Below are 14831 nucleotides of genomic sequence, written 5' to 3' on the forward strand. Positions count from 1 at the left end.
AATCTGCGACATGGCCTCTTCCGTACCGGAAAGGGTGTTTTCGGCACACCGTCCGACGATTCGAGTGATCGGACCCCCTGACCACACATGATCCTCTTCGAATCCGAGGCCGACCCGACCGAGTGGTTCCCTCTGCCCCTGCACTGGACGGACAACGAGCGGGACCAGGACGAGATGGTGAAGTGGTCCGTCATATGCACGGAGATCGTTCATCAACGCCACAAGCGGTGGTGGCGGCGGCCCAAGCGGCTTGCGATCGCCGATCACTTCCTGCAACTGGCCGAGGCCCATCCGATCCCGAACGTTCCGGCGCACCAGGCCTTCGTCTACAGCGGTGACCCCGGCCGGGTCCCGCAACCTTTCTACGCTCTCACCGCGCAGTCGGAGGGCAAGGACCAGGACACGGAACTCCACATCATGGTTCAAGCGGCAGGTGACCACCCTGTCCGCCGGCCCGACGTCTCGGACTTCCGTTCCGACCGCCTGGGGCGAGGGCTGCGCTGCCTTCGCTACTTCGGTGACAACGGCGAGTACGGATCCCTCAACTACGGCTGGTGGTCGGAGGAGCACGAGGTCTACGCGACCGTGCGCACGGTGTCGACGGAACTCGACTGGCTGACGGCGAACCTGGGCATCTTCGACGACTTCGCCCGCAGCATCTGGCTCAACCCGAACCCGGAGTGACCTGCATGAACGTCTGGCAGCCGGCGCCAGGGGAAACTCCCCTCGCCCGCGTTCCCATCACCTTCGCCAGCGGTGCGGCGATGCGTGTCAGGGGGCCGGCGGTGGTTCCGCAACACCGAGCGCAATGACATACAGAATGAGCTGGACGGCTGGCCCGAAGGACCGGGGCATGCCGCCCGTTCGACGGGTGGCGCGGTGGTCGGGAGCGCCCTCAGGGGTACGGCGCTGACCGTCGGAGTCCTCATCATGGCGTTCCTCTCCGCCTTCGGCGGCAATCTCAGCGGCTCCTCGTCACGTTCGGGCTCCCGCTCGTCCGACGACCCGGCCGACGAAGTCGAGGACTTTCCCGTCATGTGGGCCGCGCCCGGCACCATCGCCCGTTCCCTGCCATGGCAGCTGGACCCGGCGCGCGCGAAGCAGAAGCACTACCGCACGCACCTGATCGTCACCGACAGGCGCCTGGTCATCGTCGGCATGCCCTTCTCCGAACGGGAGTACAAGCGCGTCGACGACACCGTGCTCTGGGAGACCCCGCGCGCCGCCATCGGGAGCATCGAGCGCAGGGACTTCAAGGACGGCGATGATGTCAAGGTCGTTTTCACCGACGGCTCCTGGTGCAGGTTGCGCACCTCTGGCCGGGATCGCCTCATGCGATACCTCGTCGACCGGCTTGACTTCGTACCGTTGGATTCCCTCACACCGGCCCAACGCAAGACAGCCGAGACCTTCGCGTCGGCCCATGCCCCGGACGCAGGCCCTCCGGTGGTCACGCGCAGCGAGTGCGGCTGTCATCGCGTCGAAGTCCTGGCGCCGAGTACCACCGATGCCTTCTTCGGGCACTCCACCCACGACGTGGTCATGGACGGGGACGGCAACACAGTCGACCTGTGGCAGTACCACTTGGAGGACTGGTCGCCCGAAGGGCTTGCCGAGCGACGACGCCTGCGAGCGCCCGCACCCCCGTCCGGCCGGGCTTCACGGGACTGAACGAAGGGCGCAGGCGCCGACGCCGATGCTTCGTCCACGTTGTGTGGAAAGGCTCGGCGGTGTCATCGTCGCCGCCGGGGCGTTCTAGCGCTGGCGCCCTGCCCGGCTCTTCCCCTTCCCCTTCTTCCGCAGCCTCCGCATCCGTTCCCGCTCCCGAGCCGCGTCTTCCTCCGCCCGTGCGCTGATCCAGCGGTAGACGAGCAAGCCCACCAGCACGGCACTGATGATGTAGGCCAGAAACGCACTGCCGGTACCGGGGATGTAGGCGCAGCTCTCCGAACGGCAGTTCTTGCCGGGCAGACCGCTCAGCAGATAGAAGAGCGGCCCGAACGCGGCCAGGCAGCAGGCCGCCGTGCCCGCGGTATGCATGCCACGCGACAGGCGTGTCCGGTCCGAGGCTCCGGCCGCACACCGCAACGCTCCGATCGCTCCGAGCACGGTGATCACGCCAAGGACGCCACCGACCGCCCAGGAACCACCGGGCAGGTCCACCAGCATCGGTACCGTCTCACGCGCGAATCGCTTCCACAGCCCCATGACCAGCAGGATCACTCCCATGCCGACCACCAGACAGACAACCACCCCAGCGATCCCCAGGCCGTCTCGGGCCTCGAACCTGCGGTTGGTTCCTGCGTCTTCGGCTGATCTCCGCACCTGTCGTCCCCTCACGCCGGCTGACGATCCCCGACCGGGCGAACGCCGGTCCGGTGCGTGCAGCGTCCGCTGCCGCACCGGACCGGCGTCTCACGGCTACTTCCGAGCCTGCTTCGCCAGTTCCTCGTCGATCTGCTCGAACTTGTCGGCCGCCATGGTGAGGTAGTCCCCCATGCCGTCCAGACCGTCCAGCGTGGTCTTCGTACCGTTCACGAACTCGTCGAAGTTCTCGTCGAACGCCTTCGAGGAGCTCTTCGTGACGTAGCCGGACTGGACGAGGTTGTTGATGTACTTGCGGAGAGCGTCGAGCTTCTCCTGGAGCTTTTCCTTCTCCTTCACGACATGCTTGGCAGCTTCCCGCATGTCCTGATATGTGATGTCAAGGTCCTTGGCCATGAAGCCGCTCCCTTTCACAACGCCGCAGGGCCAACCCCCGTGGCTCCCTGTTTGCGGACTCGTCGGCCCGTAGGCCGAGTTGCTGGTCGCACGTGGCAACCGGTGTGATCGTCCGCTCTTGCGTCTGCAGCTTACGGGTGTGGCCAGTGGTGCCACATCCCCGGCTTGTGAACGAGACGTCATGAAGTCGTGCACGACGTTGCCAAAGGGAACGTCTCGGCGCCTCCCCATTGCCCCACTGTCGTACCGAACGGATATCGTCCTTACGACTGTGACCCGCGTGACTGAAGCGAACAGGCGGCGGACGCGGACGCAGCGACATGGACCACAGCGGCCACACCGGCCCAGTGGCACGGGGAGGACTAGTCGTGCGCCTGACTCTGACCGTCGTCGACCCGTACGGCGGTGGCACCGCCGACGTCGTGCTCGATGCCGATCCTGAGTCCACCGTGGGGGACATCGCCCAGGAGCTGGCCAAGCAGGTGGGGCACAGCGGGGCGCAGGTCATCCCGCTCGGACAGCAGCGGCACGCGCCGGCGAACAACGCGCCTCTGGTCTACGTCGACGGCTACCCCGTCGATCCGCACGCCACCGTCGTCGGTTCGCCCCTGCGCGAGGGCGCCGTCGTCAGCCTTCAGGATCCGTCCGGGTGTCTGCCGGGTGAGCCCACCGGGCTCGTGGAGCTGCGGGTCGTCGGCGGGCCGGCCGCCGGGTTCGTGCACCGGCTCGGGGTCGGGCGGTACGACATCGGCAGCGGGGCCGCCTCGTACATCCGTATCGACGATCCCGAGGTCGACGCCCGGGCCCTCACCCTCTCCGTGGCCACCGACGGCACCTGCCAGGTCGCCGTGCACATGGACAAGGAGCACGTCACCCTCGACGGCACATCCCTCGCCGAGAGCGAGAAGGAAGAGCCCGGCGACAAGAAGAGCGAGAAGAAGAAGCAGAAGCAGAAGGACGACAGCGGCGAGAAGAAGAAGGGCGGGCCCGGTGCGTGGCCCCTCGGGGGGCAGATCGCCCTCGGGAACAGCCTGCTCGAACTCACCCGGTACACGCCCCCGAACGCGGCCCTGAAGTGGTCCGACGACGGGGTCGGTCTGGACTACAACCGTCCTCCGCGGCTGCGTCCGCCCGAGCGGCAGACCAACTTCCGGCTGCCGTCGCCGCCCCGTGACTACGAGGCCCGGCCGCTGCCCTGGCTGATGGCGCTGACGCCGCTCGTCGGTGCCGTCGTGTCGGTGCTGATCTTCCAGAAGTGGTACTACCTGATCATGGCCGGCCTGGCCCCGATCCTGCTCTTCGCGAACTACTACAACGACAAGAAGCACGGGCGTAAGTCCCATGCCAAGCAGGTCGAGGAGTACAAGGAGCAGAAGGAGCGGATCGAGAAGGACGCGCAGGACGCGCTCGTCGCCGAGCGGACCGACCGGCGGCATGCCCTTCCCGATCCGGCGACCGTCCTCGCCCTCGGGACCGGGCCGCGGACCCGGCTCTGGGAGCGGCGGCGCACCGACCGTGATCATCTGCTCGTGCGGTTCGGGACCGGGCAGCTGCCCTCCGAGGTCGTGCTCGACGACCCCGAGCAGGACGACCACCGCCGGCACGTGACCTGGAAGATCGAGGACGCCCCGGTCGCGCTGCATCTGCGCACCCTCGGGGTGATCGGCATGGCCGGGCCCGGGGACTCCGCCCGGGCTCTCGGGCGGTGGGCCGTGGCGCAGACCGCGGCGCTGCACAGCCCGATGGACGTGCAGTTCTACGTACTCAGCGAGAACGCCGCGCAGGAGTCCTGGGACTGGACGCGCTGGCTGCCGCACGCCCGGCCGTCCGGCGGGCAGGACGTCAACGCGCTGATCGGGACCGACGCCGAGACCGTCGGTGCCCGGATCGGCGAGCTGACGCAGATCCTCGACGCGCGCAAGAAGGCCGCCGAGGAGAACAAGTCGCAGGCCGGTTCGAGCTTCAGCGATCCCGACATCGTCGTCGTGTGGGACGGGTCCCGGCGGCTGCGGTCCCTCCCCGGCGTCGTGCGGTTGCTGCGCGAGGGGCCCGCGGTGTCCATGTTCGCCATCTGCCTGGACGCCGAGGAGCGGTTCCTGCCCGGCGAGTGCCAGGCGTACGTCGTCGCCGAGCCGAAGGCCCAGGAGTACGAGCCCGCCCAGCAGGTCCCGCAGCAGGCCCAGCAGCAGGTCGCCGGCGGGTTCCCCTCCTTCCAGGCCTGGCACACCACCTCCCAGCAGCCCGAACAGGCCGGGCGCAGCGAGCAGTTGCGGCTGCGCGTCGAGGAGGCCGGTGCGGAGCGGCTGAAGGACGTACGGCCCGACTTCGTCTCCGCGGCCTGGTGCCTCAGGCTCGCCCGGTCGCTGTCGGCGCTGCGGGACATCAGCGGGGAGACCGAGGACTCGGCGCTGCCGGGTTCGAGCCGGCTGCTGGACGTGCTGCAGCTGGAGCCGCCGACGAGTGACGCGATCACGGCGCGGTGGCGGATGGGCGGGCAGTCGACGCTGGCCGTCATCGGTGAGTCGTACGACGGGGCGTTCGGGATCGACATCCGCAAGGACGGTCCGCACGGCCTCATCGCCGGTACGACGGGTTCCGGTAAGTCGGAGCTGCTGCAGACCATCGTGGCGGCGCTGGCCGTGGCGAACACGCCCGAGAACATGACCTTCGTGCTGGTCGACTACAAGGGTGGCGCGGCCTTCAAGGACTGTGTGCATCTGCCGCACACCGTCGGCATGGTGACCGACCTCGACGCCCACCTGGTGGAGCGGGCCCTGGAGTCGCTGGGTGCCGAGCTGCACCGGCGCGAGCACATCCTGGCCTCCGCCGACACCAAGGACATCGAGGACTACCAGGACCTGGTGCGCCGGGATCCCTCGCACCAGCCGGTGCCCCGGCTGCTCATCGTCATCGACGAGTTCGCGTCCATGGTGCGTGACCTGCCCGACTTCGTGACCGGGCTCGTGAACATCGCCCAGCGAGGCCGTTCCCTCGGCATCCATCTGCTGCTGGCCACCCAGCGGCCGTCCGGTGTCGTGTCGCCCGAGATCCGCGCCAACACCAACCTCCGTATCGCGCTGCGCGTGACGGACGGCGGTGAGTCGTCCGACGTGATCGACTCGCCCGAGGCCGGGCACATCTCCAAGAACACCCCGGGCCGCGCCTACGCCCGCCTCGGCCACGCCTCCCTGGTCCCCTTCCAGTCGGGGCGCGTGGGTGGCCGTCGGCCCGGTGCGGCCGACCCGGCCGTGCTCATGCCCTGGGTGGGCCCGCTGACCTGGGAGGACCTGGGCCGGGCTGCGCTGGTCAAGCCCAAGGCGGAGGCCCGTGAGGAAGAGGAGATCACCGACCTCAAGGTCCTCGTCGACACGATCCGCGACGCCAACAGCTCGCTCGGCATCCCGCCGCAGCACAGCCCGTGGCTGCCCGCGCTCGACGAGACGCTGCTGCTGGACGACGTCGAACTCCCCGCGTTCGCGGGCGGCCCCGGCAAGCTGCCGCCGGCCCCGTACGGCATCGAGGACCTGCCCGCCAGCCAGGCCCGGCGCCCCGTCGCCATCGACTTCGCCTCCTTCGGCCATCTGATGATCGGCGGTGCCCCGCGCAGCGGCCGCTCCCAGGTGCTGCGCACGCTCGCGGGCTCCATCGCCCGTACGCACTCGGTCGCCGATGTGCACCTCTACGGCATCGACTGCGGAAACGGCGCGCTCAACGCCCTCACCCGGCTGCCGCACTGCGGCGCGGTCGTCGGCCGTAACCAGACCGAGCGGGTCGTACGGCTCGTCAACCGGCTCAAGGGCGAGATGGGGCGGCGCCAGGACCTGCTGGCGGACAAGGGCTTCGCGGACATCGGTGAGCAGCGGTCCTCGGTCGCCGAGGACGAGCGGCTGCCGCACATCGTCGTGCTGCTGGACCGCTGGGAGGGCTGGGTGCCCACGCTCGGCGAGATCGACCACGGTTCGCTCACGGACGAGTTGCAGACGATGATGCGCGAGGGCGCGAGCGTCGGCATCCACCTGGTCCTCACCGGTGACCGGACCCTGCTCGTCGGCCGTATCGCGACGCTCACCGAGGACAAGTACGGTCTGCGGCTGGCCGACCGCAGCGACTTCTCCGCGCTCGGCATCCCGGCCCGCAAGGTGCCCGAGGAGATCCCGCCGGGCCGTGCCTTCCGCAACGAGTTCGGTACGGAGACGCAGTTCGCGCTGCTCGCCGAGGACACGACCGGTCAGGGTCAGGCGGCCGCGCTGGCGGCGATCGGCGAGGCGGCCGCGGCCCGTGACGCCGAGGTCCCGCGCACGCGGCGCCCGTTCCGCGTGGACAGCCTGCCCAGCCGCATCTCCTTCCCGGAGGCCTGGGAGATGCGCGACCCGGACGCGTCGCGCTCGCCTCTGTGGGGTCTGGTCGGCATCGGCGGCGACGAGATCGTCGGCTTCGGCCCGGACCTGGCGCAGGGCGTGCCGGCGTTCGTCGTCGCGGGTCCGGCCAAGTCGGGCCGCTCGACGGTGCTGTGGAACTTCGCGCAGTCCTTCCTGGCCAAGGGCACGCGTCTGGTGATCGCGGCGCCACGCCAGTCGCTGCTGCGCCAGCTCGACGGCGCGGACGGCGTACTGAAGGTCTTCACCGGCGACGACATCGACGAGGACGAGTTCGAGGAGCTCATCGACCAGGCGTCCCTGGAGGAGCCGATCGCCGTCCTCATCGACGACGGCGAGATCCTGGAGGACTGCGACGCCGAGAGCCAGATGAAGAAGCTGGTCTCCCGCGGCGCCGAACGCGGCCTCGCCATGGTCATCGCCGGTGACGAGGAGGACGTGTGCAGCGGCTTCTCCGGCTGGCAGGTCGACGCCAAGAAGGCCCGCCGCGGCATCCTGCTCTCCCCGCAGGAGTCCTCCAGCGGCGACCTCATCGGCCTCCGCCTGAACCGCAGCATGGTCGGCGGCCAGGTCGCCCCGGGCAAGGGCATGCTGCACCTCGGGGACGGGGAGCTGCGGACCGTCGTCATCCCGGGGTGAGGCGTTGAGCGGGGGATCGGCGAAGCCGAAGCGGAGGAAGGCGGCGGGGCCGGCGCTGCGGTACGAGCACCGGCCGGGCCGCCAGAACACCGACGAGCCGAGGAAGCGGGACTGGAGCTGTCTCGGGGGTTGCGGGAGCCTCGTCGGCTTCGTCCTCCTGCTGATGCCACTGGTCTTCTTCGACATGTACTGGGGCCACGACCTCTGGGGCGACGTCGCTCCCGCGTGGCCCGGTGGTGGGTACGCCTTCGCCGCCACCGTCGGGGTCTTGGTGCCGCTGGTCTTCCTGGCCTGGGCGGCGCCGCTGACCCGGATGGACTGGAAGAAGAGCACGGCGCGTTCGCTGGGCTGGGTGGCCGCGTCCCTGCCCGGGCTGGCCGCGGGGTATCTGGTCGTCGGGGTGATCTTCACGACCGTACGGCCCAAGCGGCGCCGCGATTGGGACTACGACTGCTACAGCGAGGGCGGCCCCTGCTGGGTGCATGTGCACTATCCGTGGCTGTGGGCCGTCGGCCTGGTCGCCACCCTCGCGTCGGCCGCGCTGCTGATCACCCTGTTCGTGAAATACGGAGGCCGGTCCGCTACCGCACCTTCGACATCCGAGCCTGAGGCCGCCCCGACTCCTCGCTCTCCGACCGATACCGGAGGTCGTCGCCCACCGGGCTGAGGTGGACCGTCGTGGCGGCCGGGTTGCAGCCGCTGTGGTTGGTCTTCGCGCCCACGGACGTCGCGACGAGCTCCTTCTTCGTCACCTGCTTCAGGGTCAGTACGTCGATACAGACGCCGCCGATCTGGTCCGTCTGGCGGAGCCGGCCCAGCTCCTGGCCGACGGAGGCCCGTTCGACCGTGATCCGGAACGTGCCGAGGGGCAGATTGCCGTCCAGGGCGGTGCCCTGGCCCTCCCAGGTGCCGAGATAGGCGGCGGGCACCGCCCCGCCCGGGGCGGCGTCGCTCGCCGACGGCTGCGCGTCGGCGCCGGCGCCCGAGTCGCCCGTGTCGTTCTGGCCGCCCCGTCCCGGCAGCAGGTCGAACACGAACACCGAGCCGATCGTCACGGCCGCCATCGCCCCGGCGACGGCCAGGGCGACCGAGCAGCTCAGCCTCCGCACCCGCCCGCCGCCCTCGGGCGTGGACGTCGCGGCCACGGAGACGGTGACCTTGCCGGGGCGGCGCCCGGTGGACGACGGGGTCATGTCCTGCGGGCCTTCGTCGCGGGGTGCGGGTACGGCCGGGAAGGGCGGCGCCGGGGCTGGTGTGGGCATGACCGGCGGCGGGCCGAACACCCCGGGCTCGGCAGCCCCGGCAGTGCCAGCCGTCCCAACCGTCCCAACAGCTTCAGCCGACTCCCCTGGCTCCCTCTCCCCCACTCCCACAGAAGGGCTGCTGAACCCCACCGGCCCCGAAAGCCCCCCGCCTCCCGGCCCCGCCGCCTCCAGGTTCAGCAGCTGTACGGCGCCCCGGCTCACCTGCTCCACCAGCGCCCCCGGCAGCCACCCGCCCGTCACCAGCCGGGCCGCGCCCTCGGGAGCCAGGCGTCGGGCCAGCTCCGCCGGGGCGGGCCGTGCGGCCAGGTCCTTCGTCAGGCAGGCGGCCGTGAGGGACCGCAGCTCCCCGTCGAGCAGGCCGAGTTCCGGCTCCTCGTGGACGACCTTGTAGAGCAGGGCCGCCGAGGAGTCACCGGGGAAGGGCGGCCGGCCGGTGGCGGCGTACGCCAGGACCGCGCCCAGGGAGAAGACGTCCGCCGCGCCCGTGACGCCCTTGCCGAGGATCTGCTCGGGCGACATGTAGCCGGGGGAGCCGATCGAGACGCCCGTGGAGGTCAGGGACGCCGTGCCGTCCGTGGCCCGGGCGATGCCGAAGTCGATCAGCAGGGGGCCGTCGAGCGTGAGCAGGACGTTCGACGGCTTCACGTCGCGGTGCACCAGGCCCAGCTCGTGCACCGCCGCCAGCGCCTCGGCGAGCCCTGCTCCCAGGGCGCGTACGGTGTGGGCCGGCAAGGGGCCGAAGTCCGCCACCGCGGCGGACAGCGAGGGGCCCGCCGCGTACGCCGTCGCCACCCACGGCACCCGTGCCTCCGGGTCCGCGTCCAGGACCGGCGCCGTCCACGCGCCGCCCACCCGGCGCGCGGCCTCGACCTCGCGGCGGAAGCGGGCCCGGAACTCCTCGTCCAGCGCGAAGTGCGGGTGCACGATCTTCACGGCGACCGTACGGCCTCCGGCGCTGCGGCCCAGATAGACCCGGCCCATCCCGCCGGAGCCCAGTCGGCCGAGCAGCCGGTAGGGCCCCACGACGGTGGGTTCGTCGACTTCGAGCGGCCGCATGGCGTCACCCCTCCCCCGTAGGCGTCCGGAAGCCCGGGTGGGCCCCCGTCCGCCTGCACTCCCAGCAGAGTAGTGCGCGAGGAGCGCCCGCTCACGGCTCTAGCAGGTCCACCTTCACGTCCGCCGGGAACCCGGTCGTCGGGCCGACGCGCCGGGCGAACTCGGCGACCGCCTCCAGCTGCGGGCCGCCGAAGCGGAAGTCGAGTGTCGTGAAGTACTGGGCGAGGGTCTCCTCGTCGAAGTCCTCCCAGCGGGCGGCCTGCTCGGCGACCTTGCCGACCTCCTCAAGGGAGAGGTTGCGGGAGGCGAGGAAGGCCTCGTGCACCTTGCGGGTGAGGACCGGCTCGCGCTCCAGGTAGTCGCGGCGTGCCGCCCAGACCGCGAAGACGAACGGCAGGCCCGTCCACTCCTTCCACAGGGCGCCCAGGTCGTGCACGTCCAGGCCGAAGCGCGGCCCGTCGAGCATGTTCGCGCGCAGCGCCGCGTCGCCGATGAGGACGGCCGCGTCGGCCTCCTGCATCATCAGGCTGAGGTCGGGCGGGCACGTGTAGTAGTCCGGCCGTACGCCGTAGCGCTCGCCGAGGAGCAGCTGGGCGAGGCGGACGGAGGTGCGGGAGGTCGAGCCGAGGGCGACGCGGGCGCCGTCGAGCCGGTCCAGGGGGACCTGCGAGACGATCACGCACGACATCACCGGGCCGTCGCAGCCGACGGCGATGTCGGGGAAGGCGACCAGTTGGTCCGCGTGCTTGAGGAACTCGACCAGGGTGATCGGGGCGATGTCGAGTTCGCCCTGCACCAGCTTCTCGCTGAGCTTCTCCGGGGTGTCCTTCGTCAGCTCGAAGTCGAGGAGTGTGCCTGTTCTGGCGAGCCCCCAGTAGAGGGGCAGGCAGTTCAGGAACTGGATGTGGCCGACGCGCGGCCGGGTGCGAGGATTGTCCACATCGTGAGGCTAGCCCTCTCGGCCCAGTGGTCGGCGTCCGGCCCCGCCGAGGGTTCGTGATCGGCCACAGAGGCCCTCTGAGCCAGGTGGCGGAGGGATGTTCAAACATTCGGGTGACGTGATCTTGACCCCTATTGCATTCCGGGGCCTGCGTGCTAGGCTCATCGCAAGTTGCAGTTTGGTTTCCCTTGCAGTACAGAGCCTGCGGAGCATGTGACCGCGGGCTCTCGTCATTCTCAGACGTATGCAGTTGTGCAGAATTCATCTTCACACTTGCTGGTTCTGGAGCAGGGCAACCCTTTTGGGCCCAAGGAGGGCTTATGGCTACCGGAACCGTGAAGTGGTTCAACGCCGAAAAGGGCTTTGGTTTCATCGCCCAGGAGGGCGGCGGCCCCGACGTCTTCGTCCACTACTCCGCGATCAACGCGAGCGGCTTCCGCTCGCTCGAGGAGAACCAGCAGGTGTCTTTCGACGTCACGCAGGGCCCGAAGGGTCCGCAGGCTGAGAACGTCACGCCGGTCTGATCAGTAGTACCCAAGGAGCCCCGCGCCGTCAGGCGTCGGGGCTCCTGCCTTTTCCCCTCCTCTTCCGGTTCTCCCCTTCCCGCCAGAGGCCGATGAATTTCCGGCGAATTCTGCGGGACGCTCCGCTGTGGCGGGGCGGACCAGGGGGCTCTGACCGGCTCTCGCACCGGCCGGGAGAAGATGTCCGGATGCAGGAACATGAAGAGAACGCCGAGAACGGCGAGCAGGAAAGCGGAACTCCCGCGCACAACCATCTGGCGACCGGCGTCTCACTCGGCCTGTCCCTCGGCACGGCCCTCGGCCTGTCCCTGGGCATGACCGTCTTCGACAACATCGGCCTGGGACTCGCACTGGGCCTGGGCCTGGGCACGGCGATCGGAGCGGCGGCGGGGGCCGGGGCTGCCAGGGCCGCCGCGGACCAGGCCGAAGGCCGGGGAGACGAACCGGCCAGCTAGGCGCAGGGGCCAGGGGCGCAGGAGAGAGCCGGCCGGGGCGAAGTGGGCGCGAGAAGGCTGGCCAGGGCGCCGAGGTCATGGCACTCGAAGCCAGGGGGAGCCTGCGGGCGAAGGGCCCAGGCCCGAGCAGTCCCACCAAGCCGAGGGACGGTCACGGCAGGCAGGGGAGCAGCACGGGCTCTGAGCAGGGGCCAGAGGGACAGGCCGCTGGCGGCGAGCAGGCAGGCGCGCCGCACGGGCTGGGGGGCGTCCAGACACGCGGAGACCAGCGGATCCAGCAGCGAGCGGCACCACCCCGGCGCGGAGACGCCAAGCCGCAGAGATCGACCGCCAAACCCCGGGCAAGCCCACCACCCCCCGCAGTAGGGTCTCGGGCCATGACCGACGTCGACTTCTTGATCGAGACCCGTACCTTCTACGACACCGTGGCCGAGGACTACGCCCGTCACTTCCCTGGTCTGGATGGGATGACGCCCCTGGACCGGGGGCTGCTGGCCGGGTTCGCGGAGATGGTGGGGGAAGGGGGCGAGGTTGCCGATCTGGGGTGTGGGCCCGGGCGGGTGACGGCGTTTCTGGCGGAGCGGGGGGTGTCGGTCTTCGGGCTCGATCTGTCGGAGTCGATGCTCGCGATCGCCCGCCGCGAGAACCCCGGCCTGCGGTTCGAGCAGGGCTCGATGCTGGAGCTGGAGCTGCCCGACGGCTCGCTCGACGGGGTCGTGTCCTGGTATTCGAGCATCCACACCCCCCTGGACCACCTGCCCGCCCTCTTCGCCGGGTTCCACCGCGTGCTGCGGCCCGGCGGGCATCTGCTGCTCGGCTTCCAGGCCGGGGACGAGCCCCGGCGTCGCTACGAGGAGGCCTTCGGGCACAAGGTGGCGCTGGACTTCCGGCGGCGTCGGCCGGAGCAGATGGTCGCCCTGCTCGAAGCCGCCGGATTCGCCCTGCGCTCCCGGACCGTACGGGAGGCCGACGAGGAGCTCGGCGAGCCGGTCCCCCAGGCCTGTCTCGTGGCCCGTAAGCCGGTGACGCCCACCGGCTAGAGCGTCCCCGCGATGTCCCTCGCCGCGATGTATCCGAACGTCATCGCCGGGCCGATGGTCGACCCCGCGCCCGCGTAGCTGTGGCCCATGACCGCCGCGCTCGCGTTGCCCGCGGCGTAGAGGCCCGGGATGACCGAGCCGTCCTCCCGCAGAACGCGGGCCCGGGCGTCCGTCAGCAGGCCGCCCTTGGTGCCGAGGTCGCCGGGGACGATGCGGAAGGCGTGGTAAGGGGGCAGCCACAGGGGCGCCAGGCAGGAGTTCGGCAGGACGGACGGGTCCGTGTAGTAGTGGTCGTAGGCGCTGTCGCCGCGGTGGAAGTCGGGGTCCTCACCCCGCCGTGCCTGGGAGTTGAAGCGGTCGACGGTCGTGCGCAGGGCCGCCGCCGGGACGCCGATCGAGGCCGCGAGGGCGTCCAGGGACCAGGCCTTGTGCGCGGCGCCGGAGTCGTACCAGGCGGCGGGGAGGGGCAGGGTCGGCAGGACGTCCTTGAAGAGGTAGCGGTTGCGGTAGTTCTGGTCGGTGATCAGCCAGGACGGGATGGCCTCGGGTGCGTCGTACATGGTGTGGACGACGTCGCTGTAGGGCGCGGCCTCGTTGACGAAGCGCCGGCCGGACCCGTCGACCAGGAGACCGCCGGGGAGGGTGCGTTCGGCGAGGCAGAAGTACGGCTGGCCCGGGACCGGGATCGCCGGGCCCCACCAGGCGTCGTCCATCAGGTCGAGGGCCGCCCCGAGCCGCTCCCCCGCCAGGATGCCGTCGCCGGTGTTCTCCTTGGCGCCGACGGTCCAGTCCGTGCCGATGGGCTGGCGCTGGAAGCGTGCGCGCATGGCCGCGTTGTGCTCGAAGCCGCCGGAGCCGACGATCACGCCCCGGCGGGCGCGGACCAGGCCCGGGGCGCCGTCGCGGGTGACGACCGCTCCGGTGACCGTGCCGTTCTCGACGTGCAGGTCGGTCAGGGGCGTGTTCAGCCACACCGGCACCCCGGCCGACCGCAGTCCCGCACGCAGCCCCGCCGCCAGCGACTGGCCCATGGTCAGCGGCTTCTCGCCGCGCAGCGCCGCCGCCGTGCCCCGGGCCAGGCACTGGGCCGCCACGGCCGCGCCCTTGGCGTTCACCGCGGCCAGGGTGACCCACTTGTAGTCGGCGCTGAAGACGACCATCCCGGCGGGCACGCCCATGTACGGCGGGTTCAGCCGGGCCAGCTCGGGGCCCAGGATGCGGCCGTCGAGCTGGTCGGGCTCGATGGAGCGGCCGTTCGGCAGGCCGCCGGGCAGCTCCGGGTAGTAGTCGCTGTAGCCCTCCATCCAGCGGAAGCGCAGGGGGCTGTGGGCCATGACGTAGGAGATCGTGGCCGGGCCGTGGGCGAGGAAGGCGCGCTGCCGGTCGGCGGGGATGTCCGGGCCGACGACGGCGGCGAGGTACGCGGCGGCCTTCGCCGGGGTGTCCGGGACACCGGCCGCCAGGAGCACCGGGTTGTTCGGGATCCAGATCCCGGCGCCGGAACGGGCGGCCGAGCCGCCGAAGGTCGGGGCCTTCTCCAGGACGACGCAGCTCATCCCCTGCCCGGCGGCGGTCAGCGCGGCCGTCATCCCGGCCGCACCGGAGCCGATGACGACGACGTCGTACGTGCCGAGCGGGGGTAAGTCGGCGGCGTGGGCGCCCTGCCGCACCCCGGCGGCGACGGCGAACCCGGCACCCGCGGCACCGGCCAGCACTCGTCTTCGGGAAGGCGCCCGCGAAGGAGCCCCGGAAGGGGAACCAGTAGGTGGTGCGGAGTTCGGGTCAGTGGTCATGACGGCTCCAGCGCGACGGACG

Annotated in this window: 12 protein-coding genes; 7 read left to right on the forward strand and 5 right to left on the reverse strand. The window is 70.8% G+C overall.

Going from position 1 to position 14831, the window contains the following annotated elements:
• The first annotated feature begins 87 nt into the window (after nucleotides 1-87).
• Both KJK29_RS15085 and KJK29_RS15090 read left to right on the forward strand, forming a co-directional pair.
• Nucleotides 88-684, forward strand: coding sequence for a hypothetical protein (locus KJK29_RS15085; protein ID WP_215119658.1), 597 nt, complete (start codon nucleotides 88-90; stop codon nucleotides 682-684).
• Nucleotides 685-879: 195 nt separating this feature from the next.
• Nucleotides 880-1671 carry a hypothetical protein gene (locus KJK29_RS15090; RefSeq protein WP_215119659.1) on the forward strand — a complete coding sequence of 264 codons (792 nt, stop codon included), beginning with the start codon at nucleotides 880-882 and terminating at the stop codon, nucleotides 1669-1671.
• An 84-nt stretch (nucleotides 1672-1755) separates the two neighbouring features.
• On the opposite strand, the gene KJK29_RS15095 is transcribed toward KJK29_RS15090, so the two are convergent.
• Both KJK29_RS15095 and KJK29_RS15100 read right to left on the reverse strand, forming a co-directional pair.
• Complete coding sequence (locus KJK29_RS15095) at nucleotides 1756-2229, reverse strand: hypothetical protein (protein ID WP_251057807.1); 474 nt, start codon at nucleotides 2227-2229, stop codon at nucleotides 1756-1758.
• Nucleotides 2230-2421: 192 nt separating this feature from the next.
• The gene (locus tag KJK29_RS15100) at nucleotides 2422-2721 is read right to left on the reverse strand and encodes a WXG100 family type VII secretion target (protein ID WP_215119661.1); all 300 of its coding nucleotides are present in this window, start codon (nucleotides 2719-2721) and stop codon (nucleotides 2422-2424) included.
• 368 nt (nucleotides 2722-3089) lie between these two features.
• On the opposite strand from KJK29_RS15100, the gene KJK29_RS15105 reads away from it, so the two are divergent.
• Together KJK29_RS15105 and KJK29_RS15110 are read left to right on the forward strand one after the other, a co-directional pair.
• Entirely contained in the window at nucleotides 3090-7736 is a 4647-nt protein-coding gene (locus KJK29_RS15105; RefSeq protein WP_215119665.1) for an FtsK/SpoIIIE domain-containing protein, read from the forward strand.
• Between the two features lie 4 nt (nucleotides 7737-7740).
• Nucleotides 7741-8403: a hypothetical protein gene (locus tag KJK29_RS15110; protein WP_215119666.1), complete on the forward strand. Its 663-nt coding sequence runs from the start codon at nucleotides 7741-7743 to the stop codon at nucleotides 8401-8403.
• Here KJK29_RS15110 and KJK29_RS15115 read toward each other — a convergent pair.
• Together KJK29_RS15115 and KJK29_RS15120 are read right to left on the reverse strand one after the other, a co-directional pair.
• Entirely contained in the window at nucleotides 8318-10057 is a 1740-nt protein-coding gene (locus KJK29_RS15115) for a serine/threonine-protein kinase (protein ID WP_215119668.1), read from the reverse strand. The two genes, KJK29_RS15110 and KJK29_RS15115, sit on opposite strands and share 86 nt — an antisense overlap.
• Nucleotides 10058-10148: 91 nt before the next feature.
• Nucleotides 10149-10997 (reverse strand): menaquinone biosynthetic enzyme MqnA/MqnD family protein, encoded by an 849-nt coding sequence (locus KJK29_RS15120; protein WP_215119669.1) that lies wholly within the window; start codon nucleotides 10995-10997, stop codon nucleotides 10149-10151.
• Between the two features lie 320 nt (nucleotides 10998-11317).
• On the opposite strand from KJK29_RS15120, the gene KJK29_RS15125 reads away from it, so the two are divergent.
• From KJK29_RS15125 to KJK29_RS15135, 3 genes are all read left to right on the forward strand, one after another.
• Nucleotides 11318-11521 (forward strand): cold-shock protein, encoded by a 204-nt coding sequence (locus KJK29_RS15125; RefSeq protein WP_003992177.1) that lies wholly within the window; start codon nucleotides 11318-11320, stop codon nucleotides 11519-11521.
• Nucleotides 11522-11709: 188 nt separating this feature from the next.
• Entirely contained in the window at nucleotides 11710-11976 is a 267-nt protein-coding gene (locus KJK29_RS15130) for a hypothetical protein (RefSeq protein ID WP_215119671.1), read from the forward strand.
• A 377-nt stretch (nucleotides 11977-12353) separates the two neighbouring features.
• On the forward strand, nucleotides 12354-13016 hold the full coding sequence (locus KJK29_RS15135) for a class I SAM-dependent methyltransferase (RefSeq protein WP_215119673.1): 663 nt from the start codon (nucleotides 12354-12356) through the stop codon (nucleotides 13014-13016).
• On the opposite strand, the gene kstD is transcribed toward KJK29_RS15135, so the two are convergent.
• A complete protein-coding gene (gene kstD / locus KJK29_RS15140; RefSeq protein ID WP_251057808.1) occupies nucleotides 13013-14809 on the reverse strand; it encodes a 3-oxosteroid 1-dehydrogenase in 1797 nt (598 codons plus the stop codon). The two genes, KJK29_RS15135 and kstD, sit on opposite strands and share 4 nt — an antisense overlap.
• Between the last annotated feature and the right edge of the window lie 22 nt (nucleotides 14810-14831).

Source organism: Streptomyces koelreuteriae (genome assembly GCF_018604545.1).
GTDB classification, from domain to species: domain Bacteria; phylum Actinomycetota; class Actinomycetes; order Streptomycetales; family Streptomycetaceae; genus Streptomyces; species Streptomyces koelreuteriae.

Bases quoted from the DNA above. Each gene is read 5' to 3' on its own strand.
- KJK29_RS15085 (WP_215119658.1), top strand. From the start codon at position 88: ATGATCCTCTTCGAATCCGAGGCCGACCCGACCGAGTGGTTCCCTCTG.
- KJK29_RS15095 (WP_251057807.1), bottom strand. From the start codon at position 2,229: ATGGGAGTGATCCTGCTGGTCATGGGGCTGTGGAAGCGATTCGCGCGT.
- KJK29_RS15100 (WP_215119661.1), bottom strand. From the start codon at position 2,721: ATGGCCAAGGACCTTGACATCACATATCAGGACATGCGGGAAGCTGCC.
- KJK29_RS15115 (WP_215119668.1), bottom strand. From the start codon at position 10,057: ATGCGGCCGCTCGAAGTCGACGAACCCACCGTCGTGGGGCCCTACCGG.
- KJK29_RS15125 (WP_003992177.1), top strand. From the start codon at position 11,318: ATGGCTACCGGAACCGTGAAGTGGTTCAACGCCGAAAAGGGCTTTGGT.
- KJK29_RS15130 (WP_215119671.1), top strand. From the start codon at position 11,710: ATGCAGGAACATGAAGAGAACGCCGAGAACGGCGAGCAGGAAAGCGGA.
- KJK29_RS15135 (WP_215119673.1), top strand. From the start codon at position 12,354: ATGACCGACGTCGACTTCTTGATCGAGACCCGTACCTTCTACGACACC.
- kstD (WP_251057808.1), bottom strand. From the start codon at position 14,809: ATGACCACTGACCCGAACTCCGCACCACCTACTGGTTCCCCTTCCGGG.